The 16,496-nt window shown below is 40.7% G+C and carries 20 protein-coding genes and 1 pseudogene; 8 read left to right on the top strand and 13 right to left on the bottom strand.

Going from position 1 to position 16,496, the window contains the following annotated elements; all coding sequences use genetic code 11:
* Positions 1-9: 9 nt before the first annotated feature.
* From rplI to QA442_RS00930, 4 genes are all read right to left on the bottom strand, one after another.
* Positions 10-459, bottom strand: a complete 450-nt coding sequence (gene rplI, locus QA442_RS00945; protein WP_003226915.1) for a 50S ribosomal protein L9 — start codon at positions 457-459, stop codon at positions 10-12.
* The gene (gene gdpP, locus QA442_RS00940) at positions 456-2,435 is read right to left on the bottom strand and encodes a cyclic-di-AMP phosphodiesterase GdpP (protein WP_040081167.1); all 1,980 of its coding nucleotides are present in this window, start codon (positions 2,433-2,435) and stop codon (positions 456-458) included. Before gdpP ends, rplI begins: the two co-directional genes overlap by 4 nt.
* A gap of 36 nt (positions 2,436-2,471) precedes the next feature.
* On the bottom strand, positions 2,472-3,401 hold the full coding sequence (locus QA442_RS00935) for a YybS family protein (RefSeq protein ID WP_095430978.1): 930 nt from the start codon (positions 3,399-3,401) through the stop codon (positions 2,472-2,474).
* Between the two features lie 225 nt (positions 3,402-3,626).
* Complete coding sequence (locus QA442_RS00930) at positions 3,627-3,776, bottom strand: hypothetical protein (protein WP_003226909.1); 150 nt, start codon at positions 3,774-3,776, stop codon at positions 3,627-3,629.
* A 145-nt stretch (positions 3,777-3,921) separates the two neighbouring features.
* Here QA442_RS00930 and cotF point away from each other — a divergent pair, with 145 nt between their 5' ends.
* Positions 3,922-4,404: a spore coat protein CotF gene (gene cotF, locus QA442_RS00925; RefSeq protein WP_069838304.1), complete on the top strand. Its 483-nt coding sequence runs from the start codon at positions 3,922-3,924 to the stop codon at positions 4,402-4,404.
* A gap of 29 nt (positions 4,405-4,433) precedes the next feature.
* Here the strand turns inward: cotF and hypR are convergent, their stop codons facing one another.
* Complete coding sequence (gene hypR / locus QA442_RS00920; protein ID WP_014666105.1) at positions 4,434-4,811, bottom strand: transcriptional regulator HypR; 378 nt, start codon at positions 4,809-4,811, stop codon at positions 4,434-4,436.
* A 204-nt stretch (positions 4,812-5,015) separates the two neighbouring features.
* Between hypR and QA442_RS00915 the strand changes: the two genes are divergently transcribed.
* The gene (locus QA442_RS00915) at positions 5,016-5,945 is read left to right on the top strand and encodes a manganese-dependent inorganic pyrophosphatase (RefSeq protein ID WP_014666106.1); all 930 of its coding nucleotides are present in this window, start codon (positions 5,016-5,018) and stop codon (positions 5,943-5,945) included.
* Between the two features lie 32 nt (positions 5,946-5,977).
* Here QA442_RS00915 and QA442_RS00910 read toward each other — a convergent pair whose 3' ends face one another.
* Together QA442_RS00910 and QA442_RS22135 are read right to left on the bottom strand one after the other, a co-directional pair.
* Positions 5,978-6,424, bottom strand: a complete 447-nt coding sequence (locus QA442_RS00910) for a DUF6376 family protein (RefSeq protein WP_095430977.1) — start codon at positions 6,422-6,424, stop codon at positions 5,978-5,980.
* 11 nt (positions 6,425-6,435) lie between these two features.
* Complete coding sequence (locus QA442_RS22135; RefSeq protein WP_040081162.1) at positions 6,436-6,756, bottom strand: hypothetical protein; 321 nt, start codon at positions 6,754-6,756, stop codon at positions 6,436-6,438.
* Between the two features lie 100 nt (positions 6,757-6,856).
* Here QA442_RS22135 and QA442_RS00905 point away from each other — a divergent pair, with 100 nt between their 5' ends.
* Together QA442_RS00905 and QA442_RS00900 are read left to right on the top strand one after the other, a co-directional pair.
* On the top strand, positions 6,857-8,167 hold the full coding sequence (locus QA442_RS00905; protein WP_095430976.1) for an MFS transporter: 1,311 nt from the start codon (positions 6,857-6,859) through the stop codon (positions 8,165-8,167).
* Between the two features lie 158 nt (positions 8,168-8,325).
* Positions 8,326-9,063: a MerR family transcriptional regulator gene (locus QA442_RS00900; RefSeq protein ID WP_095430975.1), complete on the top strand. Its 738-nt coding sequence runs from the start codon at positions 8,326-8,328 to the stop codon at positions 9,061-9,063.
* A 37-nt stretch (positions 9,064-9,100) separates the two neighbouring features.
* Here QA442_RS00900 and QA442_RS00895 read toward each other — a convergent pair whose 3' ends face one another.
* The 4 genes and pseudogenes from QA442_RS00895 to QA442_RS00880 form a co-directional block, all read right to left on the bottom strand.
* The gene (locus QA442_RS00895) at positions 9,101-9,889 is read right to left on the bottom strand and encodes a hypothetical protein (RefSeq protein ID WP_095430974.1); all 789 of its coding nucleotides are present in this window, start codon (positions 9,887-9,889) and stop codon (positions 9,101-9,103) included.
* A gap of 67 nt (positions 9,890-9,956) precedes the next feature.
* Positions 9,957-10,136: pseudogene (locus tag QA442_RS00890) on the bottom strand (Cif family virulence factor); the annotation flags it as partial.
* Between the two features lie 10 nt (positions 10,137-10,146).
* The gene (locus QA442_RS00885; RefSeq protein ID WP_095430973.1) at positions 10,147-10,809 is read right to left on the bottom strand and encodes an MBL fold metallo-hydrolase; all 663 of its coding nucleotides are present in this window, start codon (positions 10,807-10,809) and stop codon (positions 10,147-10,149) included.
* 166 nt (positions 10,810-10,975) lie between these two features.
* Positions 10,976-11,428: a MarR family transcriptional regulator gene (locus QA442_RS00880; RefSeq protein ID WP_095430972.1), complete on the bottom strand. Its 453-nt coding sequence runs from the start codon at positions 11,426-11,428 to the stop codon at positions 10,976-10,978.
* Positions 11,429-11,545: 117 nt separating this feature from the next.
* On the opposite strand from QA442_RS00880, the gene QA442_RS00875 reads away from it, so the two are divergent.
* Positions 11,546-11,992 carry a GNAT family N-acetyltransferase gene (locus QA442_RS00875; protein WP_071581815.1) on the top strand — a complete coding sequence of 149 codons (447 nt, stop codon included), beginning with the start codon at positions 11,546-11,548 and terminating at the stop codon, positions 11,990-11,992.
* Positions 11,989-12,594: a YczE/YyaS/YitT family protein gene (locus QA442_RS00870; RefSeq protein WP_095430971.1), complete on the top strand. Its 606-nt coding sequence runs from the start codon at positions 11,989-11,991 to the stop codon at positions 12,592-12,594. Before QA442_RS00875 ends, QA442_RS00870 begins: the two co-directional genes overlap by 4 nt.
* Before the next feature lie 96 nt (positions 12,595-12,690).
* On the opposite strand, the gene satA is transcribed toward QA442_RS00870, so the two are convergent.
* On the bottom strand, positions 12,691-13,212 hold the full coding sequence (gene satA / locus QA442_RS00865; RefSeq protein ID WP_095430970.1) for a streptothricin N-acetyltransferase SatA: 522 nt from the start codon (positions 13,210-13,212) through the stop codon (positions 12,691-12,693).
* Between the two features lie 398 nt (positions 13,213-13,610).
* On the opposite strand from satA, the gene QA442_RS00860 reads away from it, so the two are divergent.
* Positions 13,611-13,967: an MmcQ/YjbR family DNA-binding protein gene (locus QA442_RS00860; protein ID WP_095430969.1), complete on the top strand. Its 357-nt coding sequence runs from the start codon at positions 13,611-13,613 to the stop codon at positions 13,965-13,967.
* A 159-nt stretch (positions 13,968-14,126) separates the two neighbouring features.
* The gene (locus QA442_RS00855) at positions 14,127-14,693 is read left to right on the top strand and encodes a dihydrofolate reductase family protein (RefSeq protein WP_021481097.1); all 567 of its coding nucleotides are present in this window, start codon (positions 14,127-14,129) and stop codon (positions 14,691-14,693) included.
* A gap of 403 nt (positions 14,694-15,096) precedes the next feature.
* Here QA442_RS00855 and tet(L) read toward each other — a convergent pair whose 3' ends face one another.
* Positions 15,097-16,473 (bottom strand): tetracycline efflux MFS transporter Tet(L), encoded by a 1,377-nt coding sequence (tet(L), locus tag QA442_RS00850; protein WP_095430968.1) that lies wholly within the window; start codon positions 16,471-16,473, stop codon positions 15,097-15,099.
* Between the last annotated feature and the right edge of the window lie 23 nt (positions 16,474-16,496).

Genomic DNA, 16,496 nt, shown 5'->3' with positions numbered 1-16,496 from the left:
CTTTTTCTATTAAGCTTCTTCTTTTACATGTACCTTTAACACTGCCTGCACCTCAGGATGCAGCTTCACAGGCACGTTTGTGTATCCTAATGCACGAATGCCGTCCGGCAGTTCAAGCTTCCGCTTATCTACTTTAATGTTATGGTCTTTTTGCAGCTGTTCAGTGATTTGCTTGCTTGTCACTGAACCAAATAAACGGCCGCCTTCACCTGATTTTGCGCTAAGTTCAACAGTCAGTTTTTCTAATGTCTCTTTCAAGCTCTTAGCCTGCTCAAGCTCGGCAATGGCTTCTTTTTTCTCTTTCTGCTTTTGTCCGTTTAGCGCGCTGATGTTTGACGCGTTCGCTTCAACCGCGAGGCCTTTTTTAATGAGAAAGTTATGCGCATAACCGTCTGCTACGTTTTTGACTTCACCTTTTTTTCCTTTTCCTTTTACATCTTGTAAGAAAATAACCTTCATCTCTGTACGCCTCCCTCAAAATACTCATCTATGGCGTGCTTCAGCCGTTCCAGCGCTTCAGAAACTGAAATGCCGGACAACTGCGTCGCCGCATTTGTTAAATGCCCTCCGCCTTCCAGCGCCTCCATGATGATCTGCACATTTACCTCACCAAGTGACCGCGCACTGATACAAACCGTTTGTTCATCCCGTCTCGCCACCGCAAATGAAGCCTCAACCTCACTCATCGACAGCAGCGAATCGGCAGCCTGCGCAATCAGGACTTGATCGAAGTATTCCTCTTCATTTTCAGGAAGAGAAGCAATCGCAATGTTATCTTTATAGAGGACCGTATGCTGGATCAGCTTCGCCCGTTTAATATACGAATCAACGGTTTCTTTCAGGAACTTCTGCACCAGCACCGTATCGGCGCCTTTTGCCCTTAAATAAGAAGCCGCATCAAAAGTCCGCGAGCCCGTGCGGAGAGAAAAGCTCTTTGTATCCACTATTATACCAGCTAATAGGGCTGTTGCTTCAATCATATTGATTTTTAAGCGCTTCGGCTGATATTCAAGCAGCTCTGTCACCAATTCCGCTGTGGAAGAAGCGTATGGTTCCATATAAACGAGCAGCGGGTCTCTGATAAACTCCTCACCCCTGCGGTGATGGTCGATGACCACGATATGTTCAATTTTATTGACCAGCCGTTCCTCCATAACAAGTGACGGCTTATGTGTATCAACGATCACAAGGAGCGTGTCATCATTAGAAATTTCCATCGCTTCTTCAGGCGTAATAAATCTTGACCACAGCTCTTCATATTTTTTGATTTCCTCAATCAAACGCTGCACACTTGATCCGATTTGATTTGGGTCAATCACAATAAAGCCATCTTTGTTATTTGCCTGTGCCACCTTTAAAATCCCGATCGCTGCGCCGATAGAATCCATGTCGGGGAATTTATGCCCCATGATAATCACATTGCTGCTTTCAGAGACGATTTCCTTTAAGGCATGAGAAATGACGCGGGCCCGCACCCTTGTTCGTTTCTCCATTGGGTTTGTTTTACCTCCGTAAAACTTCACCTTGCCGTTTGGCAGCTTAATGGCTACCTGGTCTCCGCCGCGTCCCAGTGCTAAGTCCAAGCTGGATTGCGCCAAATCGCCAAGTTCTTTTAAGGAAGAGACTGAAGCGCCGACACCGACGCTTAACGTCAGCGCTACACCGTCAAATGAGGTTTTTTCCCGCACTTCATCAAGAATCGAAAACTTCGAATTTTCGAGTTCAGTTAAGATGTGTTCATTAAGCACAGCGATAAAGCGTTCTGAAGACGTCCGTTTCAAGAAGATCCCGTACTCCTGCGCCCAAGCGTTCAGCAGAGATGTCACCTGGCTGTTCATCGTGCTTCTCGTCTGGTCATCCAATCCTTGTGTCACATCATCATAGTTATCAAGGAAAATATAGGCCAGCACGGTTCTTTCGTTTTCATATAGCTTTTCAATCTGGATTTGTTCTGTAACATCAAAGAAGTATAAGAGACGCTCATCCCGTTTGATGACAACCCTAAACTTGCGGTCATTCAATGAAACCGTTTCCGATTCCACCTCTTGTTTGATCAGCGGCACTACCGATTCACAAGTATCGTAAAGTGATCTCCCCACTAAAGTGCTTTCATTAAAGCAAGAGGAAAGAAACGGATTTGCCCATTCTATATAATATTGGTCATTAAAAAGCATGATTCCGATCGGCATTTCCATCAATGCCTCTTCACCGACTTTTTTCAACCTGTAGGATAACGTTGAAATATAAGCATCTATCTCTTTTCGAATAAGAGAATCAGCACGTTTAATAAAAAACAAAATAACTGCCAGCAGCAGCACTTCGACGGCTCCTAATATCCAGTTAAAATAAAAGCTGATGAGGATTGTAATGATTGACAGAGCAATCAATGCATAGATGGGATACCGAAACAGCGGTTTTTCATAAAAGCTTGGCATTTCTATCACTCCCCACCATGTGAGTAAAACTCATGTTCACTTCACCTTATTCCTTATATGAAAGCCCATATCTAAGACGCCTAAAATGCGAATGACTGCCATGAATACCGGATGCACAAACCCGAGTACGACAGCAATCACAGCCGCAGCCTTCGGATATTGTTTCTTATGGCAATAGAAAAAGATAAATGATAAACCTTGGATAAAAATCAGAAACCCGAGTATAAACTCCCCATTTAAAGCGATAGAGTACAGCATTTGGCCTTTTTCTAAAGGCAAAAATGAAAGCATGACAATGATCAAATACAGCACTACAACACTTTGCGGAAACTTCAACTCTCTAAAAGGCTTTAGATTAGGAATATCGGGGGAGAATCGCCTTAAGAGCGGCTTAGCGATAAGGTAACTGAGGAAAGAAAAAATAGCTCCTACCATCACAATAGCTGTTGGAAAAAGATATTGAACGATACCCAATTGTTCTTCCATCAGTTTTAATTGCTTCTCAAACTGTTCAGCATTGCCCGACTGCTTCACTACAGTTTCTACAATATCAAGAGATTGCCGGTATTGTGTCATCGCCTCATCAATGATATTGATACCCAAAAACTGAATGCTTATCACAAAATAGAAGACAATACTAAGCATATAAATAAGCGCGCCCGAAATAATGGCGTGCCCGGGCTCTTTCCTTTTGAAAAAATGTCCCATGGCAATGCCGGCGCAAGCTGACATAAAAGCTACAATAAGTCCGTTAAAGGACCCAACAATAAAAACAACCGGAAGACTGACAGCGCCCATCCATATCCCTAACTTCAATCCATGTCTGATCGTATACAGGATCATTGGCAGCGGCAGTGCAAATAACAGAATTGTTCCAATCACAGGAACATAAACGACCAAAAGCGTGATGATCGCAAACAGACTGATTAAAATAGCACCTTCCATTAATGCTCTCGTTTGTTTCACTTAGTCACCTCGTATCATCTTGAACATACGAATAGAAAAGAGCAGCATAAACGACTGCTCTTTTTTCATCGCTGCAAACGCTTTGCACCGAATGTTTTTATATCATCTCTAAATTTTACTTTTATATTTTAACATAAGTCCAAATCGCAAGTAAAATGACGCTAATGTTTCATGTGAAACATAAAAAAAGGAAAAGACATTCTTGGAAAAGAATGCCCATCACCATTAATGTTTATCATCCATAAAGCCAGAAGATTCTTTGTTTTTCTTTTTCGTTTTTCTGACATACATAAAAATTAAGATCACCAGTAAAAGGGTTGTTGCTTGCAGAACGCCGCTGCTAAACAAGAAAAAGTTCTTTATCATGTCCCACATTGAATTTCACCTCTTTGTGCATGTTCTCAACCCGTAGCCTATATAAGGTGAATTTCCCTTTTTAAAAACTTCAAAACATCATGAACAACATTGGGCGTTGGGCATATGCTGATATGGAATCTGATTGATAAAGGAGAATTTTCACATGGATGAACGCAGAACATTGGCTTGGCATGAAACACTAGAAATGCACGAGCTGGTTGCTTTTCAATCAAACGGACTCATTAAACTGAAGAAAATGGTAAGAGAAGTAAAAGACCCTCAGCTCAAACAGCTTTACAACGTGTCTATTCAGGCCGTTGAGCAAAATGTAAGAGAGCTTCTTCCGTTCTTTCCACAGGCTCCGCACAGAGAGGATGAGGAAGAAGAACGCGCAGATAACCCATTTTACAGCGGTGACCTGCTCGGTTTTGCCAAAACGTCTGTCCGCAGCTATGCCATCGCCATTACAGAAACAGCAACACCTCAATTAAGAAACGTACTGGTCAAACAGCTGAATGCTGCCATCCAGCTGCACGGCCAAGTTTATCGATACATGTATCAGCATGGATACTATCCGTCTTACAACCTTTCTGAACTGTTGAAAAATGACGTCAGAAACGCCAACAGAGCCCTTTCAATGAAATAAAACAAGCAGCAAAGGAGTTCCCTTTGCTGCTATTTTTGCTGATCCTTCAGCAAGCCGTTCGTACGATAAGATTCCAGCACATCTCTGTTGGATTCTCCCCATTCTTTCATTTGCAAAACAATCGGTTCAAGTGTTCGCCCGAATTCTGTCAGAGAATACTCAACCTTCGGCGGCACCTGTTGATAAACCTCACGATGCACGATACCGTCCGCTTCCAGCTCCCGCAGCTGAAGAGTAAGCATTCTTTGAGTAATATTCGGGCAGATTCGCCGAAACTCATTAAACCGTTTCTTGCCCTCTATCATGTGATAAAAAAGAATTCCTTTCCACTTTCCGCCAATGACATCTAGCGTAAATTCAACTGGACAGCCTTCTTTGTTCGGGTATATATTCTTTTTTTCACTCATTTATAACCCTCCAATAGTACCTTTTTTGATACTACATTACATTTTGCAACTAAGCTACCCAGTATTTTACACAGCTTTTCTCCTCAGCTCAAAGAAAATGCTTCTTATTCACATCAATTTTTAAGGGTTTGCATGATTACACCTGCAGCAAGACGTGTTAAACTATATAAAGATGACACTACTTAAAAAAGGATAGGAGCTATCATGGAAAAGATACTTATTTTCGGACACCAAAACCCAGACACAGATACGATTTGTTCTGCGATTGCTTATGCTGATTTGAAAAACAAACTCGGCTTCAATGCTGAGCCTGTCCGTCTTGGACAAGTCAACGGCGAAACACAATACGCGCTTGACTATTTCAAACAAGAAAGCCCGCGCCTTGTTGAAACAGCTGCAAACGAAGTAAACGGCGTTATCCTGGTTGACCATAACGAACGCCAGCAAAGCATCAAAGACATTGAAGATGTTCAGGTTTTAGAGGTTATCGACCATCACCGCATCGCTAACTTTGAAACAGCTGAGCCGCTTTACTATCGTGCTGAGCCTGTAGGCTGTACGGCTACCATCTTAAACAAAATGTACAAAGAAAATAACGTGAAAATCGAAAAAGAAATTGCCGGCCTGATGCTGTCTGCGATCATTTCTGACTCACTGTTATTCAAATCCCCAACTTGCACGGACCAAGACGTAGCAGCAGCAAAAGAGCTTGCGGAGATCGCTGGCGTAGATGCTGAAGAATACGGCTTGAACATGCTGAAAGCAGGCGCTGATCTAAGCAAGAAAACAGTGGAAGAGCTCATTTCTCTTGATGCGAAAGAATTTACACTCGGCAGCAAGAAAGTCGAAATCGCACAAGTAAACACAGTGGACATTGAAGATGTGAAAAAACGCCAAGCTGAATTAGAAGCTGTGATCTCAAACGTTGTGGCTGAGAAGAATCTTGATCTGTTCCTTCTTGTTATCACAGATATCTTAGAAAATGATTCACTTGCTCTTGCAATCGGTAACGAAGCAGCGAAAGTGGAAAAAGCGTTCAACGTGACATTAGAAAACAACACAGCTCTCTTAAAAGGCGTTGTGTCCCGTAAAAAACAAGTCGTTCCTGTCTTAACTGACGCAATGGCTGAATAATCAAAAAGCATCCCGTGTCGGGATGCTTTTTCTTATTCACCAAGCTTTTCAATCTGTCCCATCACATCAGTGATTTGCTTTGCGTTTTGGATCAGATCTGACTGCTCCAAATCTTCAAGCGATACATTGCCTTCCTCCACTTGTTTCAACACCTCTTCAGCGCTTTTCTGCAAGGTTTCGTTATGCTCCTGAATGGTTTGATGAATCTCCGTTGCAGCATCAGGCGGTGTTAACTCATTAAAATCAGCGGCAGCCTTCTGAATCGACTCAAGCTGCGCTTCAAGGTTTTCTTTCGCCTCGGTGTCATTTACAGCTTTCTCAGCCAATTCAGGCGCTTCCTCTGCAAATGTCTTCACCTTCTCCACATACCCCGCTGCCTCACCAGTATAGTTCAATCCGTCGTTCACCTGATCAAGCATGCCGCAGCCGCCTGCACTCAAAAGACCCACTCCGGCAAGTACTGTCAAAATAATCTTCATTGTCAGCCTCCTCAACGTTTCTTCTTCACTGTTTCTTTTAAGATCGGGATCAATTTCTCTTTCGCTAACGGCAGCCCTTTCCTCACCAGTTCACGCTTCAGCCACTTTTTCAACGTAGACATCCTGACGCTCCTCTCCCTTTTTGATAAAAATGAAAAAAACTCCACCAATTTGGTGAAGTTCCGAAACAAAAAGACCTTCACCAAATCAGATTTGGCAAAGGTCTCGCTAACAATTAGATTGCCAGCAAAGCCGAGGACATCTTGTCCCGTAATGACGACTTTGCTGTGAAAGCTACTCCCCTTTGGAGTGTTCATTTTTATTACTTTCATTCTAAAGCACCCATCTATTCCAGTCAAATTCCTTCCGTTTACATAAAAGCACGCTGTGGTATTTAAAATTTGAATGGTTTTTCCATTCGGAGATCATGCTATGAAAGAGGAGGTTTTCATCATGAGTCAAGAGCGTGTGAAACGGCCTGGGCATACCAGATGGTACATATCTTCGTTACTTAGCGGCATTATTATTCTTAATTATTTTGACCGAGTGGCCATCTCTGTAGCGGCACCTGCGATACAAGATTCGTTTCACCTTACTGCAACTGAACTCGGCATCGTATTTTCCATTTACACCTATTCCTATACACTGATGCAGCTGCCTGTCGGAAGTTTGCTGGACCGATTTGGGGTGGCATGGGTCACAAGGGTTGGAATGACAATATGGAGCATTTTAACGATCCTTCTTGCTTTTTTACAGGGAAAATTGCTGCTGTATCTGTTCCGGTTTCTCATTGGGCTGACGAGCGCCTCTGCGTTCCCTGCTGCCTCTAAGGCAACCGCTCTATGGTTTCCTCCAAGTGAGCGGGGATTGGCAAATTCACTGTTCGATTCAGCCGCCAAGTTTTCAAACGTCATCGGAGCGCCATTGGTCGCCTTTCTTGTCACAACGTTTGACTGGCGTGTCGCCTTTTTGACGATTGGATGCATCAATGTAATGTTTACGATCTTTTTCTGGCAGTATTATGAACAGCCTGAACGGCACAAACGCATTTCCAAAAGTGAACTCAACTATATTCAAAAACACAATACCATTAATACAGAGCAAATCCCTTACAAAACGGGTCCGCTTTTAAAAAAGCTTTTCACCAACCGCAAAGTATGGGGCTTAATGATCGGATTTACAGGGTACGGGTATACATTCAATCTGCTTCTCACCTGGCTTCCGACTTTCTTTAAACATACATACGGGATGGATCTCATGTCGTCCGGTTTATTTACAGCAGTGCCGTGGCTGATCTCAACCATTTCCGGAATCGCTGTCGGCGGCTGGCTCGTCGATTATTTTATTAAGAAAGGCTATCCTAACACCAAGGTGTACCGAACCGTAATCATAGTCGGGATGAGCTTCGGCTTTTTCTTTTTGGGCTCCATTCTGACGAACAATATTACCGTAGCGATTATTTGTATTTCCATCGGGCTCGCTGGAATTTCTGCTACCGCTCCGGTTGGCTGGTCCATCTCCGCTGAGCTCGCGCCGATCGGTTCCGTATCCATGCTGAGCTCTATGGTGAACCTCGCAAACAACCTGTTCGGAGGCATTATTGCTGCATCACTGACAGGGTATTTGTTTGATGTGACAGGCTCCTTTACGCTTAGCTTTCTGGTAGCCGGTTTTGTACTGTTGCTAGGCTTGGTTTTTTATGTGTTTGTATTAGGGGATGTAAAACGAATTAAACTGGAATAAAGAGTGCTTGCAGAAAGCACTCTTTTCTTTGAATCCGTCTGGTTTGATTTTCTTTCTCCCACATTCACTAGGCTGTCTTCGGACGAAAACACCACCATTTTATCCTTGACTCCAACCAAAGGTAAGGCCTCATAGTGAAAGAAGAAAGGAGGAGTCGGATGGTGAAATTAACAGTAAAAGAACTATCCAATATTGCGAATGTCACAATCAAAACGCTTTATCATTACCACAAAATCGGTTTGCTGGCCCCAAAGGAAATAAGCGAAGCCGGATATCGGTACTATGGTGCTGCCGAACTAAAAAGACTGCAGGAAATCCTTTTTTACAAAGAATTAGATATTCCTTTATCAGAAATCAAAACATTACTAAATGAGGATACTAAAAGAACAAGTACATTAGAAAAACAAAAAAAGCTGTTTGAAAAGAAAATTGAAAAGTATCAGCGTCTCATTCAAACAGTCAATACATCTTTAGAATACACGAGAAAAGGCGAAAACATGGATCATAAGGTAATGTTTAAAGGATTTGAAAGCGCTGAAGAATGGAAACAATCTTTAGCAGAACAAAATGGGCATTTAAAAGAGCGTTACGATTTTGAATTGGATACACATACAATCAATGTCGATGAAATGAACAAAATGGCAATAGAGGCTAAACATTTTCTTGATAGGATGGCTGATTTTTTAAGAAACGGTGTAACGTATCATGACCCTTCCGTGCAAGAGCATGTCATGAATCATCTTAAGTTCCTAAATCAGAACGGGCATCCGACAAGTAAAGAAGATTACGTAAAACAAACACGTTTTTTTATGCAAGATGATTTCCATAGAGGAATGTTAGAAGAGCAGCAAACCGGTTTATCTTATTATTTAGTTGTCGTTGCAGAACACCTGTAGTGTTTTGTCACCCTTTTTAGGGTGGCAGCCATCAGGATTACGAGACAGCACTGCCAACAATCGAAACATTCTGCCGGTCAACGGCAAAACGCCGTCCGTTCCATTTCAATACGGTTTGAACATATCCCAATGAGTCGGCGTTATACCTTCCCGCTATCCGCTGGTACGCCAATAATTCGTATACGCCGTCTCTGTCAAAATCAACCGGATACAAGCCCGATAAAGGATTCACCCATCCTTCTATCGGCATTTTTAACACACCTTGGCTGTTATAAATCTCATTCAAATATTCCCTGCCCTTGTAAGTAAGGTCGAGGATATACTTTTCGTTTTGCTGATGACTGATGACGCTCGCTTTATATTGATTTTGATACGTCACACTGTACGTTAATTCATCATTCAATACATCTGAATTGAAAATTCGCCGGAACTGCCTGTTTAGATAGGCAAACACATATGCATAAATAGCACCGCCGCTTCCCCCTGTGTCCATTACCACTGCCACATCCTCAATCTTGTCGCCTGTCATATCTCCCAGAAAAAGTGACGGATTGTATCCCATATTGTTTTGAAGCTGAATCTGCTGTTCCTGATGGGTTCTGCCATCACGGATCACCAATGTGATATTTCTCCATAACGGGCTGCCGGGCATTTGATTTCCAGTTAGAAAGACCTCGTCAATAACGCCGTCTCCCGTTACATCGCCGCGGGTAGATGCAATGATTGCACGTGAGGAGACAGGCTGCCGAAATACGTATGGATGTTGAACAAGTCCTCTGCTTTCATAAAACCAATAAGGAGCCATTCTGATGTCATACAAATTCAATTGTGTCACCTTCCCTAATCAGCTGAATGAATCATTATATGCAGGAATGGCACATCAAAGACATATCTTACACACCAATTAAATCAGTACCATATGAATTATCGATTACACAAAGCCACTCGCCTTTCGCATTCTTCTTAAAGACATAGGTTGCCCTTCTTCCCATCGCATACTCGGAGTCCTTTTTATCCGAATCAAGCAGTGTCTGAGAAAGAACGAGGACAGTGTCACCTGCTTCCAGTTCTATCGCTACTGCATTAATCCCTATACCTTACCACATAGTTTTTATACAATTCATCGTTATAAAGAATTTCTTCGCCATGTGAAGAGCAAATGAGCGTTGGTTTGATTTGATCTATGATTGAGCCGCTATCGATGTTCTCATTTATATCAACACTGAATCTTCTTATAGGTGGGTGTAAATCCTCCTTACTTGTGATAAAAAGGTCGCCCGTTAATAGCGTACGATCGATTTTATGATAATACACGACATGCCCCGGGGAATGTCCGGGTGTTAAATCATATTGCAGAGGCAGGTGAGCAAGCGTTTGCTCCGTCAGCGGCTGGACAATATGGGCTACCCCTGTGTTCTCTGCTTCATTTTTGTTCGGATAAGGCGCTTCTCCATTGATATATATAAGTTCTTTCTGGTGGGCATAAATCGGAAGATCAAATCTCTCTAACCATTTTGATGCACCTCCGATATGATCACTGTGGCCATGGGTAAGCAAAATGGCTTTTGGATTGCCGATCGCTAACGCTGCCCTAATTTGTACATCAGCAAAACGTTCTATCCCCGTATCAACAATATAAACATCATCGCCATCTTTAATAAACCAAGTATGAACCGGGACACGAAGGGGAACATCAAGCTCAAATTCACATTGAAAGACATGTTCTGATAGTTGTCTCAAGTTCATCAAAACCACTCCCTTTGGAAATTTCTTGCTATCATTACTGTAATACAAATCAATTCAATATGTAACTACGCACATTTTTGTAACTTGCATTGTGAAATGATCGAAACAGGAAATTGGCCCTTTCCGGACTCATATTTGCTTCCGTCGATAAGGTACATTTTGCACATTAATAATCCCTTTTGTTCCCCTTCTTCACATACTCCCAATCACGTTCTACATTTTTCCTTACTCTCTGAAGGAGTGCAGAAATGGTTTCCTTTTCCTCATGTGTAAAACCGGACAAAGCGACTTCCGTAGAATGTTCTCCTTCTCTTCTTAACAAGGGATACACCTTTTTCCCTTTCTCAGTCGGGAACAATTTTTTTATTTTTTTATTTTGCTCATCTGGAAGTTTTTGAATAAATCCCTGCATTTCCAGCTTCTTAATGGCCCGCGCAGCCGTTGTCCGGTCCACTTTTATCATTTCTGCCAATTTTTCTTGAATAATTCCCGGATTTTCGTATATGCGTACGAGATAGAGATACTGCCCTCTTGTTAAGTCCAAATCTTTAAATTCGATATTGCTTATGGAATCCAACGCTCTTGCTATCATGCCGATTTCACGCAAAATATCATTCATTCTAAAACCCCTCACGTATTTTTGTTGCAATTACAACAAAACTGTTTTAACCTTACTATTATAAGACCACATGCATGCTGGACAGTCCAGACTAATATCAGAAAAGGATTGATTTAGATGAGTATAAAAAGAATAACAACTGAAGCGGATTTACATGAAGCTTTAAAGATTAGAAGAGGCGTTTTCATTGAGGAGCAACATGTTTCTGAAGCCGATGAGTTCGATGAATTTGATACGCTTCAGGAACAATGCCAGCATATCTTGGTATATCATGAGAATCAGCCTGTCGGCACCGGACGCGCACGCATCGTTGGCCATACAGCAAAGCTGGAAAGAATCTGCATCCTAAAACCTTACCGTAAGTACGGATTGGGGAAGATCATCGTAAGCGGGTTAGAGGAAATCATGAAAGAAAAAGGACTGACTGCATATAAGCTGCATGGTCAAACACAAGCGGCAGGCTTTTATCAAAAACTGGGCTATCAGACTTCTTCACAGGAATTTATGGAGGACGGCATCCCTCACGTCTTGATGACAAAAGAAATATCGCGGAATATAACATGAAATATATGTATTACGGAATAGGCATACTCATATTAAGTTTGGGCATTTCCTTAACCATACAATCAGGACTGGGCACATCACCCTTCGATGCCCTTTTGGTTGGTCTGTCAAAAGAAATCGGTCTTACCGTAGGAAGCTGGGAGGTCCTTATTTCTGTGATCCTCTTAATCTGCAACGCTATATTAACGAGAAAAAAACCTATTTTGCTGGGCTTGATTACAGCATTCATTACTGGAATAGGCATTGACCTATGGTTGTTTGTTGTAAAAAACACCATCTATCTAAACGCGTTGTTAAGCAAACTGATTTGTTTCGGAATTGGTTTGGTGCTCATCGGTCTTGGAACAGCCATCTATCTTCAGACAAAATTCGCATCAACACCGATCGATCATTTAACACTTATTATCCGAGATCTCTCCAAAAGAACAATCTTGTTTTCAAGAACATTGGTATACGCTCTTTTCTTAGTTTTGGCCATTGTCTTTAGAGGCCCTATCGGCATCGGAACTCTTTTAACAGTTTGTTTGGGAGGAATGCTCCTTTACGTTTTTATGCCTATTGTGGAAAGACATTTCTTATCAAAGAATAGAAGAGGTTATTAAGAAACCTCTTCTCGATCCAAAAAACGAAACGCAAAACAAGCCCCGTTTCGTTCGTCAATTCTTTATCTCTGGTACTGTTGAGATTTTTATAATCAATTAAAATTTATAGTACCAAAAAATCGCAATTTCATTTGCTGTTGGAAAGTTGGAATAAAGCATCGTATCAACCGCACCTATTATAAAGTGATGTTTGGCATAAAAATGACAAGCTGAAACATTAATATCTTGGGTTTCAAGCATAAGACCACAAAAATGATTCTCCTTTGCCCACTCAATCGCTTTATGTAATAATGCTGTTCCAACACCTTTTTTTCTATAGTCTTTTGCCACGGCAATGTCCTCTATTAGTGCATACCCATTCCAGTTAGAACGGATCTTAATCCGGCCAATGCAGTTGTTTTCAAGATAATATAAAAAAGCCGCTTTCCCCTCTTCTTCAACATAACTAACATCCATGTCATCATCTTCATATTGTTTAAAATAAGGTTTAGAAAATCGTTCCTCAGTATATGTCCAAACACCGTTTTCAAAAGCAGGTATCATTCTCCCAAAAACAATGAAAGGTTCGTTTGGTTTATTGAAATCTTTCATATTCAAATGAGTCATTTTCATGATCATATCAATCTCCGCCAATCGAGATAATATTTAGTAAACTCGTTTCGATACTATTCAATAACAGCTTCCAAAAGTGCACTCTTTAACATTACCTTTTAAATAGCGATTTTTCTATTTCACTATCATAATGAGGTATTTCACCAGAAAGGCTTGTGGTACAGTAAAAAGGAACAGAAACAAGAGAAGAAGATGATCCCATGCCCACTAATAATAAAACTCGCCCACACCCCTGTTGACTAGTACCCATGGAAATAGGAAGCTTCGCCAAAGCAAAAAAACTTATATTAGTAAGGATGAGAAACAGCTTCTGCCATTGGTGACATCTCTATCCATAGGACAACCAAGGATCGCTCTTTGACTTTTTCAAGAAGAAAGTAGAGCGAATAAAGGAGTGATTGAGTATGTTAACAAGAGAAGATATCTTTAAACACGTCAAAGAAAAATACGGTACTTCGCCTGATTATCCTTGGGGGAAATACCCAAACTATGCTTCTTTGAGACATGAATCAAACAAAAAATGGTACGGTCTTATTATGAATGTTCACCCGGAAAAATTAGGCTTGGAAGGACATGACGAAATAGATATTCTAAATCTAAAATGTCCCCCTGAAATAAGTGATAGCTTAAGAAATGGAGAAAATATCTTACCCGGATATCATATGGATAAGGAACATTGGATTTCACTTGTTTTGGAACGTATAGATCTAGAAGGAGAAATTTATAACTTAATCGAGCAGAGCTTTCATTTAACCAAGTAAAGATAAAGAGTGTTCCTGCTAATCAAGCTGCGAAGAGTAGTGGGCACTTTCATTTTAGAATATTGTTCTTCACTCTGTCCATAAACGCAACTTAGTCTATCTGGTGCGAGAGTGGGAGAAGAATTTCTACCAACTTCTTATGGAAAAGGATGAATAGTTATGACAAATAACTTAAAACAGAGAAGAATAATTTTAGATTTAGCAGTTACTTTAGATGGTTTTATTGAAGGGAAAAATGGAGAAGTTGATTGGTGCATTATGGACCCTGATATGGGGTTTACTGATTTCTTAAATCAAATTGATACTATTTTATATGGCAGAAAAAGCTACGATTTATGGGGACAATATATTCCAAAAAATGAAGACCCTGATACAGAAAAGGAACTTTGGAAATTGGTTCATAGTAAAAAGAAATATGTTTTTTCCAGAACACAAAATGAGATTGATAATCAAGCCATATTTATAAATGATAATATTCTTGAAGAAGTAAATAAATTGAAGAAAAATCCCGGTAAAGACATCTGGCTATATGGTGGAGCGAGTCTCATTACAACTTTTATAAATTTGGGGCTTGTTGATGAATTTAGATTATCTATTCACCCTGTTGTTTTGGGAGAAGGAAAACCGTTGTTTATTGATGTAAAACAGAGGATAAATTTAAAAATGGTGAATACGAGAACATTTTCCTCTGGCGTTGTGCAAATCGTTTATCATTGGAATGGCTAAAAAAATCTTTCCCTCCAAAATATACATTGTAAGGTAACACTCGACAGTTATTTTTCTTATTGAACTAAAGCGGAATCCAATGGGTTCCCCTTAATACTATGGAATTATCAACTTTAACAGAGCTAAAAATATCCATTCTCTTGTATTAAAAGAAAAGAAGACTGGAAAGGACGCATTAACATAATTAAACATTATAGTATATTTCATTCTCCCTCTTTTAAGTAAATCGGCTAAGTTTTGTGTTTATGAAAAAGCGAAACGCGAAAACAAGCCTGTTCTCGTATCTATTGGGTATAGCTAACGATGGCTAATCTAAAGAACATGCTATTGATGCCATGTTTATTCATTTTACAAAAAAGGATCAACCTTGGATTACTTTCACAAGATTGATCCTTTAACTCATTTAGCCATGTCTCTGCGAACGTTTATATACATTCAAGATTACCAGCCAACAAATAACAATGATTCCTGCAAAAAGTATGAGCATATTACTATACAAATAGGTAGAGTGATCAACGTCAATAGGCAGCAGCCTATGATCTAGGAACCCGATAGATAATAAACCGCCTACAATCGCAATACCCGTTCCCTCTGATAAAAAGCTCGTGAAATTAAGCAAACTCATGCCAGCGCCGGCTTCCTTTTCTTTCAAACTGCTAGACACAATAGTAGATATAACTGTTTTTGTGAACGATAGTCCCCCAAAAACAAAAACTACTATAATTGACATGATCCATGGTGCTGCATCTATAAAAAAGGCACCGATTAAAAAGCCGGAAGAAAGCAATGCGCTTCCAATCGTTAGTACATACAAGGAACCTTTCCGATCAACAAGCAATCCTCCAATGTAACCGAAGATGATGACACTCATTGTTCCGGGGAAAATAATGCCGCTTCCAATTGCTGCAGTACTTAAATGGTGAACATCTTTCATCATATAAGGAACCATAGAGACAAATCCTGCTGCTGTACCAAATATTAGTCCTCCGCAAAGGACTCCAATCACGAAAAATACATTTTTCCCCAGATCAGGGTCAACAAAAGGGTCTTGAGCTTTCCTAATATGTTTTACAAATACGAAGAAAGCAAGAATACTGATGATCAGAAAAGAAAGTCTGTAAGATGTTGTAAACAGCATAAAAAACACGATGCCCGCAGACATCAATATAATCCCTGCCATATCAAAGTGTCCTCTGATTCTCTCTTCCTTTTTCAACAGTTTTATAAGGAATGGAACAGTGATAGTTGTTGCAGTTGGAATAAGCAGCAAATACGACCAATGGATATAATGAGCAACCATTCCCCCAATAGCTGGTCCAACACCTTCTCCCATTGCTACTAAGGACCCGATCAAGCCAAATGCTTTCCCCCTGTTCTCTTTTGGAATATCGCGCGCAACGACAACCATCACAAGAGCTGGGAATGCGGCTGCACCAATTCCTTGAATAAATCGGGCTAGAATGAGAATAGGAAAGAACGAGTGTCCAACAAATCCAATGATCGACCCTAAGCCATTTACCATAACCCCAAATAGAAGCAGCTTTTTAATGCCCAGCTGATCCGATAACTTTCCATATAGAGCTGTTCCAATAGAAAAGGTTAACATAAAGGCAGTATTCACCCAGTTTGCACTCGCTGGCAGTTTATTAAAATCGTTGGCGATATCAGGTAATGAGACGTTCAGAACCATTTCATTTAATACGCTGAAAAATGATAGAACACAAAGCCAAATCAAAACTTGATTGTGCCGTAAAGTTGACTGTGAATAAGACGTATTCACAATTTCCCCTCCATTAATGAGGG

The organism is Bacillus stercoris, from assembly GCF_029772985.1.
GTDB lineage: Bacteria > Bacillota > Bacilli > Bacillales > Bacillaceae > Bacillus > Bacillus stercoris.
This window is presented reverse-complemented; position numbering and strand designations above follow the sequence as displayed.

Bases quoted from the DNA above. Each gene is read 5' to 3' on its own strand.
- rplI (WP_003226915.1), bottom strand. From the start codon at position 459: ATGAAGGTTATTTTCTTACAAGATGTAAAAGGAAAAGGAAAAAAAGGT.
- gdpP (WP_040081167.1), bottom strand. From the start codon at position 2,435: ATGCCAAGCTTTTATGAAAAACCGCTGTTTCGGTATCCCATCTATGCA.
- QA442_RS00930 (WP_003226909.1), bottom strand. From the start codon at position 3,776: ATGTGGGACATGATAAAGAACTTTTTCTTGTTTAGCAGCGGCGTTCTG.
- cotF (WP_069838304.1), top strand. From the start codon at position 3,922: ATGGATGAACGCAGAACATTGGCTTGGCATGAAACACTAGAAATGCAC.
- hypR (WP_014666105.1), bottom strand. From the start codon at position 4,811: ATGAGTGAAAAAAAGAATATATACCCGAACAAAGAAGGCTGTCCAGTT.
- QA442_RS00915 (WP_014666106.1), top strand. From the start codon at position 5,016: ATGGAAAAGATACTTATTTTCGGACACCAAAACCCAGACACAGATACG.
- QA442_RS00910 (WP_095430977.1), bottom strand. From the start codon at position 6,424: ATGAAGATTATTTTGACAGTACTTGCCGGAGTGGGTCTTTTGAGTGCA.
- QA442_RS22135 (WP_040081162.1), bottom strand. From the start codon at position 6,756: ATGAAAGTAATAAAAATGAACACTCCAAAGGGGAGTAGCTTTCACAGC.
- QA442_RS00905 (WP_095430976.1), top strand. From the start codon at position 6,857: ATGAAAGAGGAGGTTTTCATCATGAGTCAAGAGCGTGTGAAACGGCCT.
- QA442_RS00900 (WP_095430975.1), top strand. From the start codon at position 8,326: ATGGTGAAATTAACAGTAAAAGAACTATCCAATATTGCGAATGTCACA.
- QA442_RS00885 (WP_095430973.1), bottom strand. From the start codon at position 10,809: ATGAACTTGAGACAACTATCAGAACATGTCTTTCAATGTGAATTTGAG.
- QA442_RS00880 (WP_095430972.1), bottom strand. From the start codon at position 11,428: ATGAATGATATTTTGCGTGAAATCGGCATGATAGCAAGAGCGTTGGAT.
- QA442_RS00875 (WP_071581815.1), top strand. From the start codon at position 11,546: ATGAGTATAAAAAGAATAACAACTGAAGCGGATTTACATGAAGCTTTA.
- QA442_RS00870 (WP_095430971.1), top strand. From the start codon at position 11,989: ATGAAATATATGTATTACGGAATAGGCATACTCATATTAAGTTTGGGC.
- satA (WP_095430970.1), bottom strand. From the start codon at position 13,212: ATGATCATGAAAATGACTCATTTGAATATGAAAGATTTCAATAAACCA.
- QA442_RS00860 (WP_095430969.1), top strand. From the start codon at position 13,611: ATGTTAACAAGAGAAGATATCTTTAAACACGTCAAAGAAAAATACGGT.
- QA442_RS00855 (WP_021481097.1), top strand. From the start codon at position 14,127: ATGACAAATAACTTAAAACAGAGAAGAATAATTTTAGATTTAGCAGTT.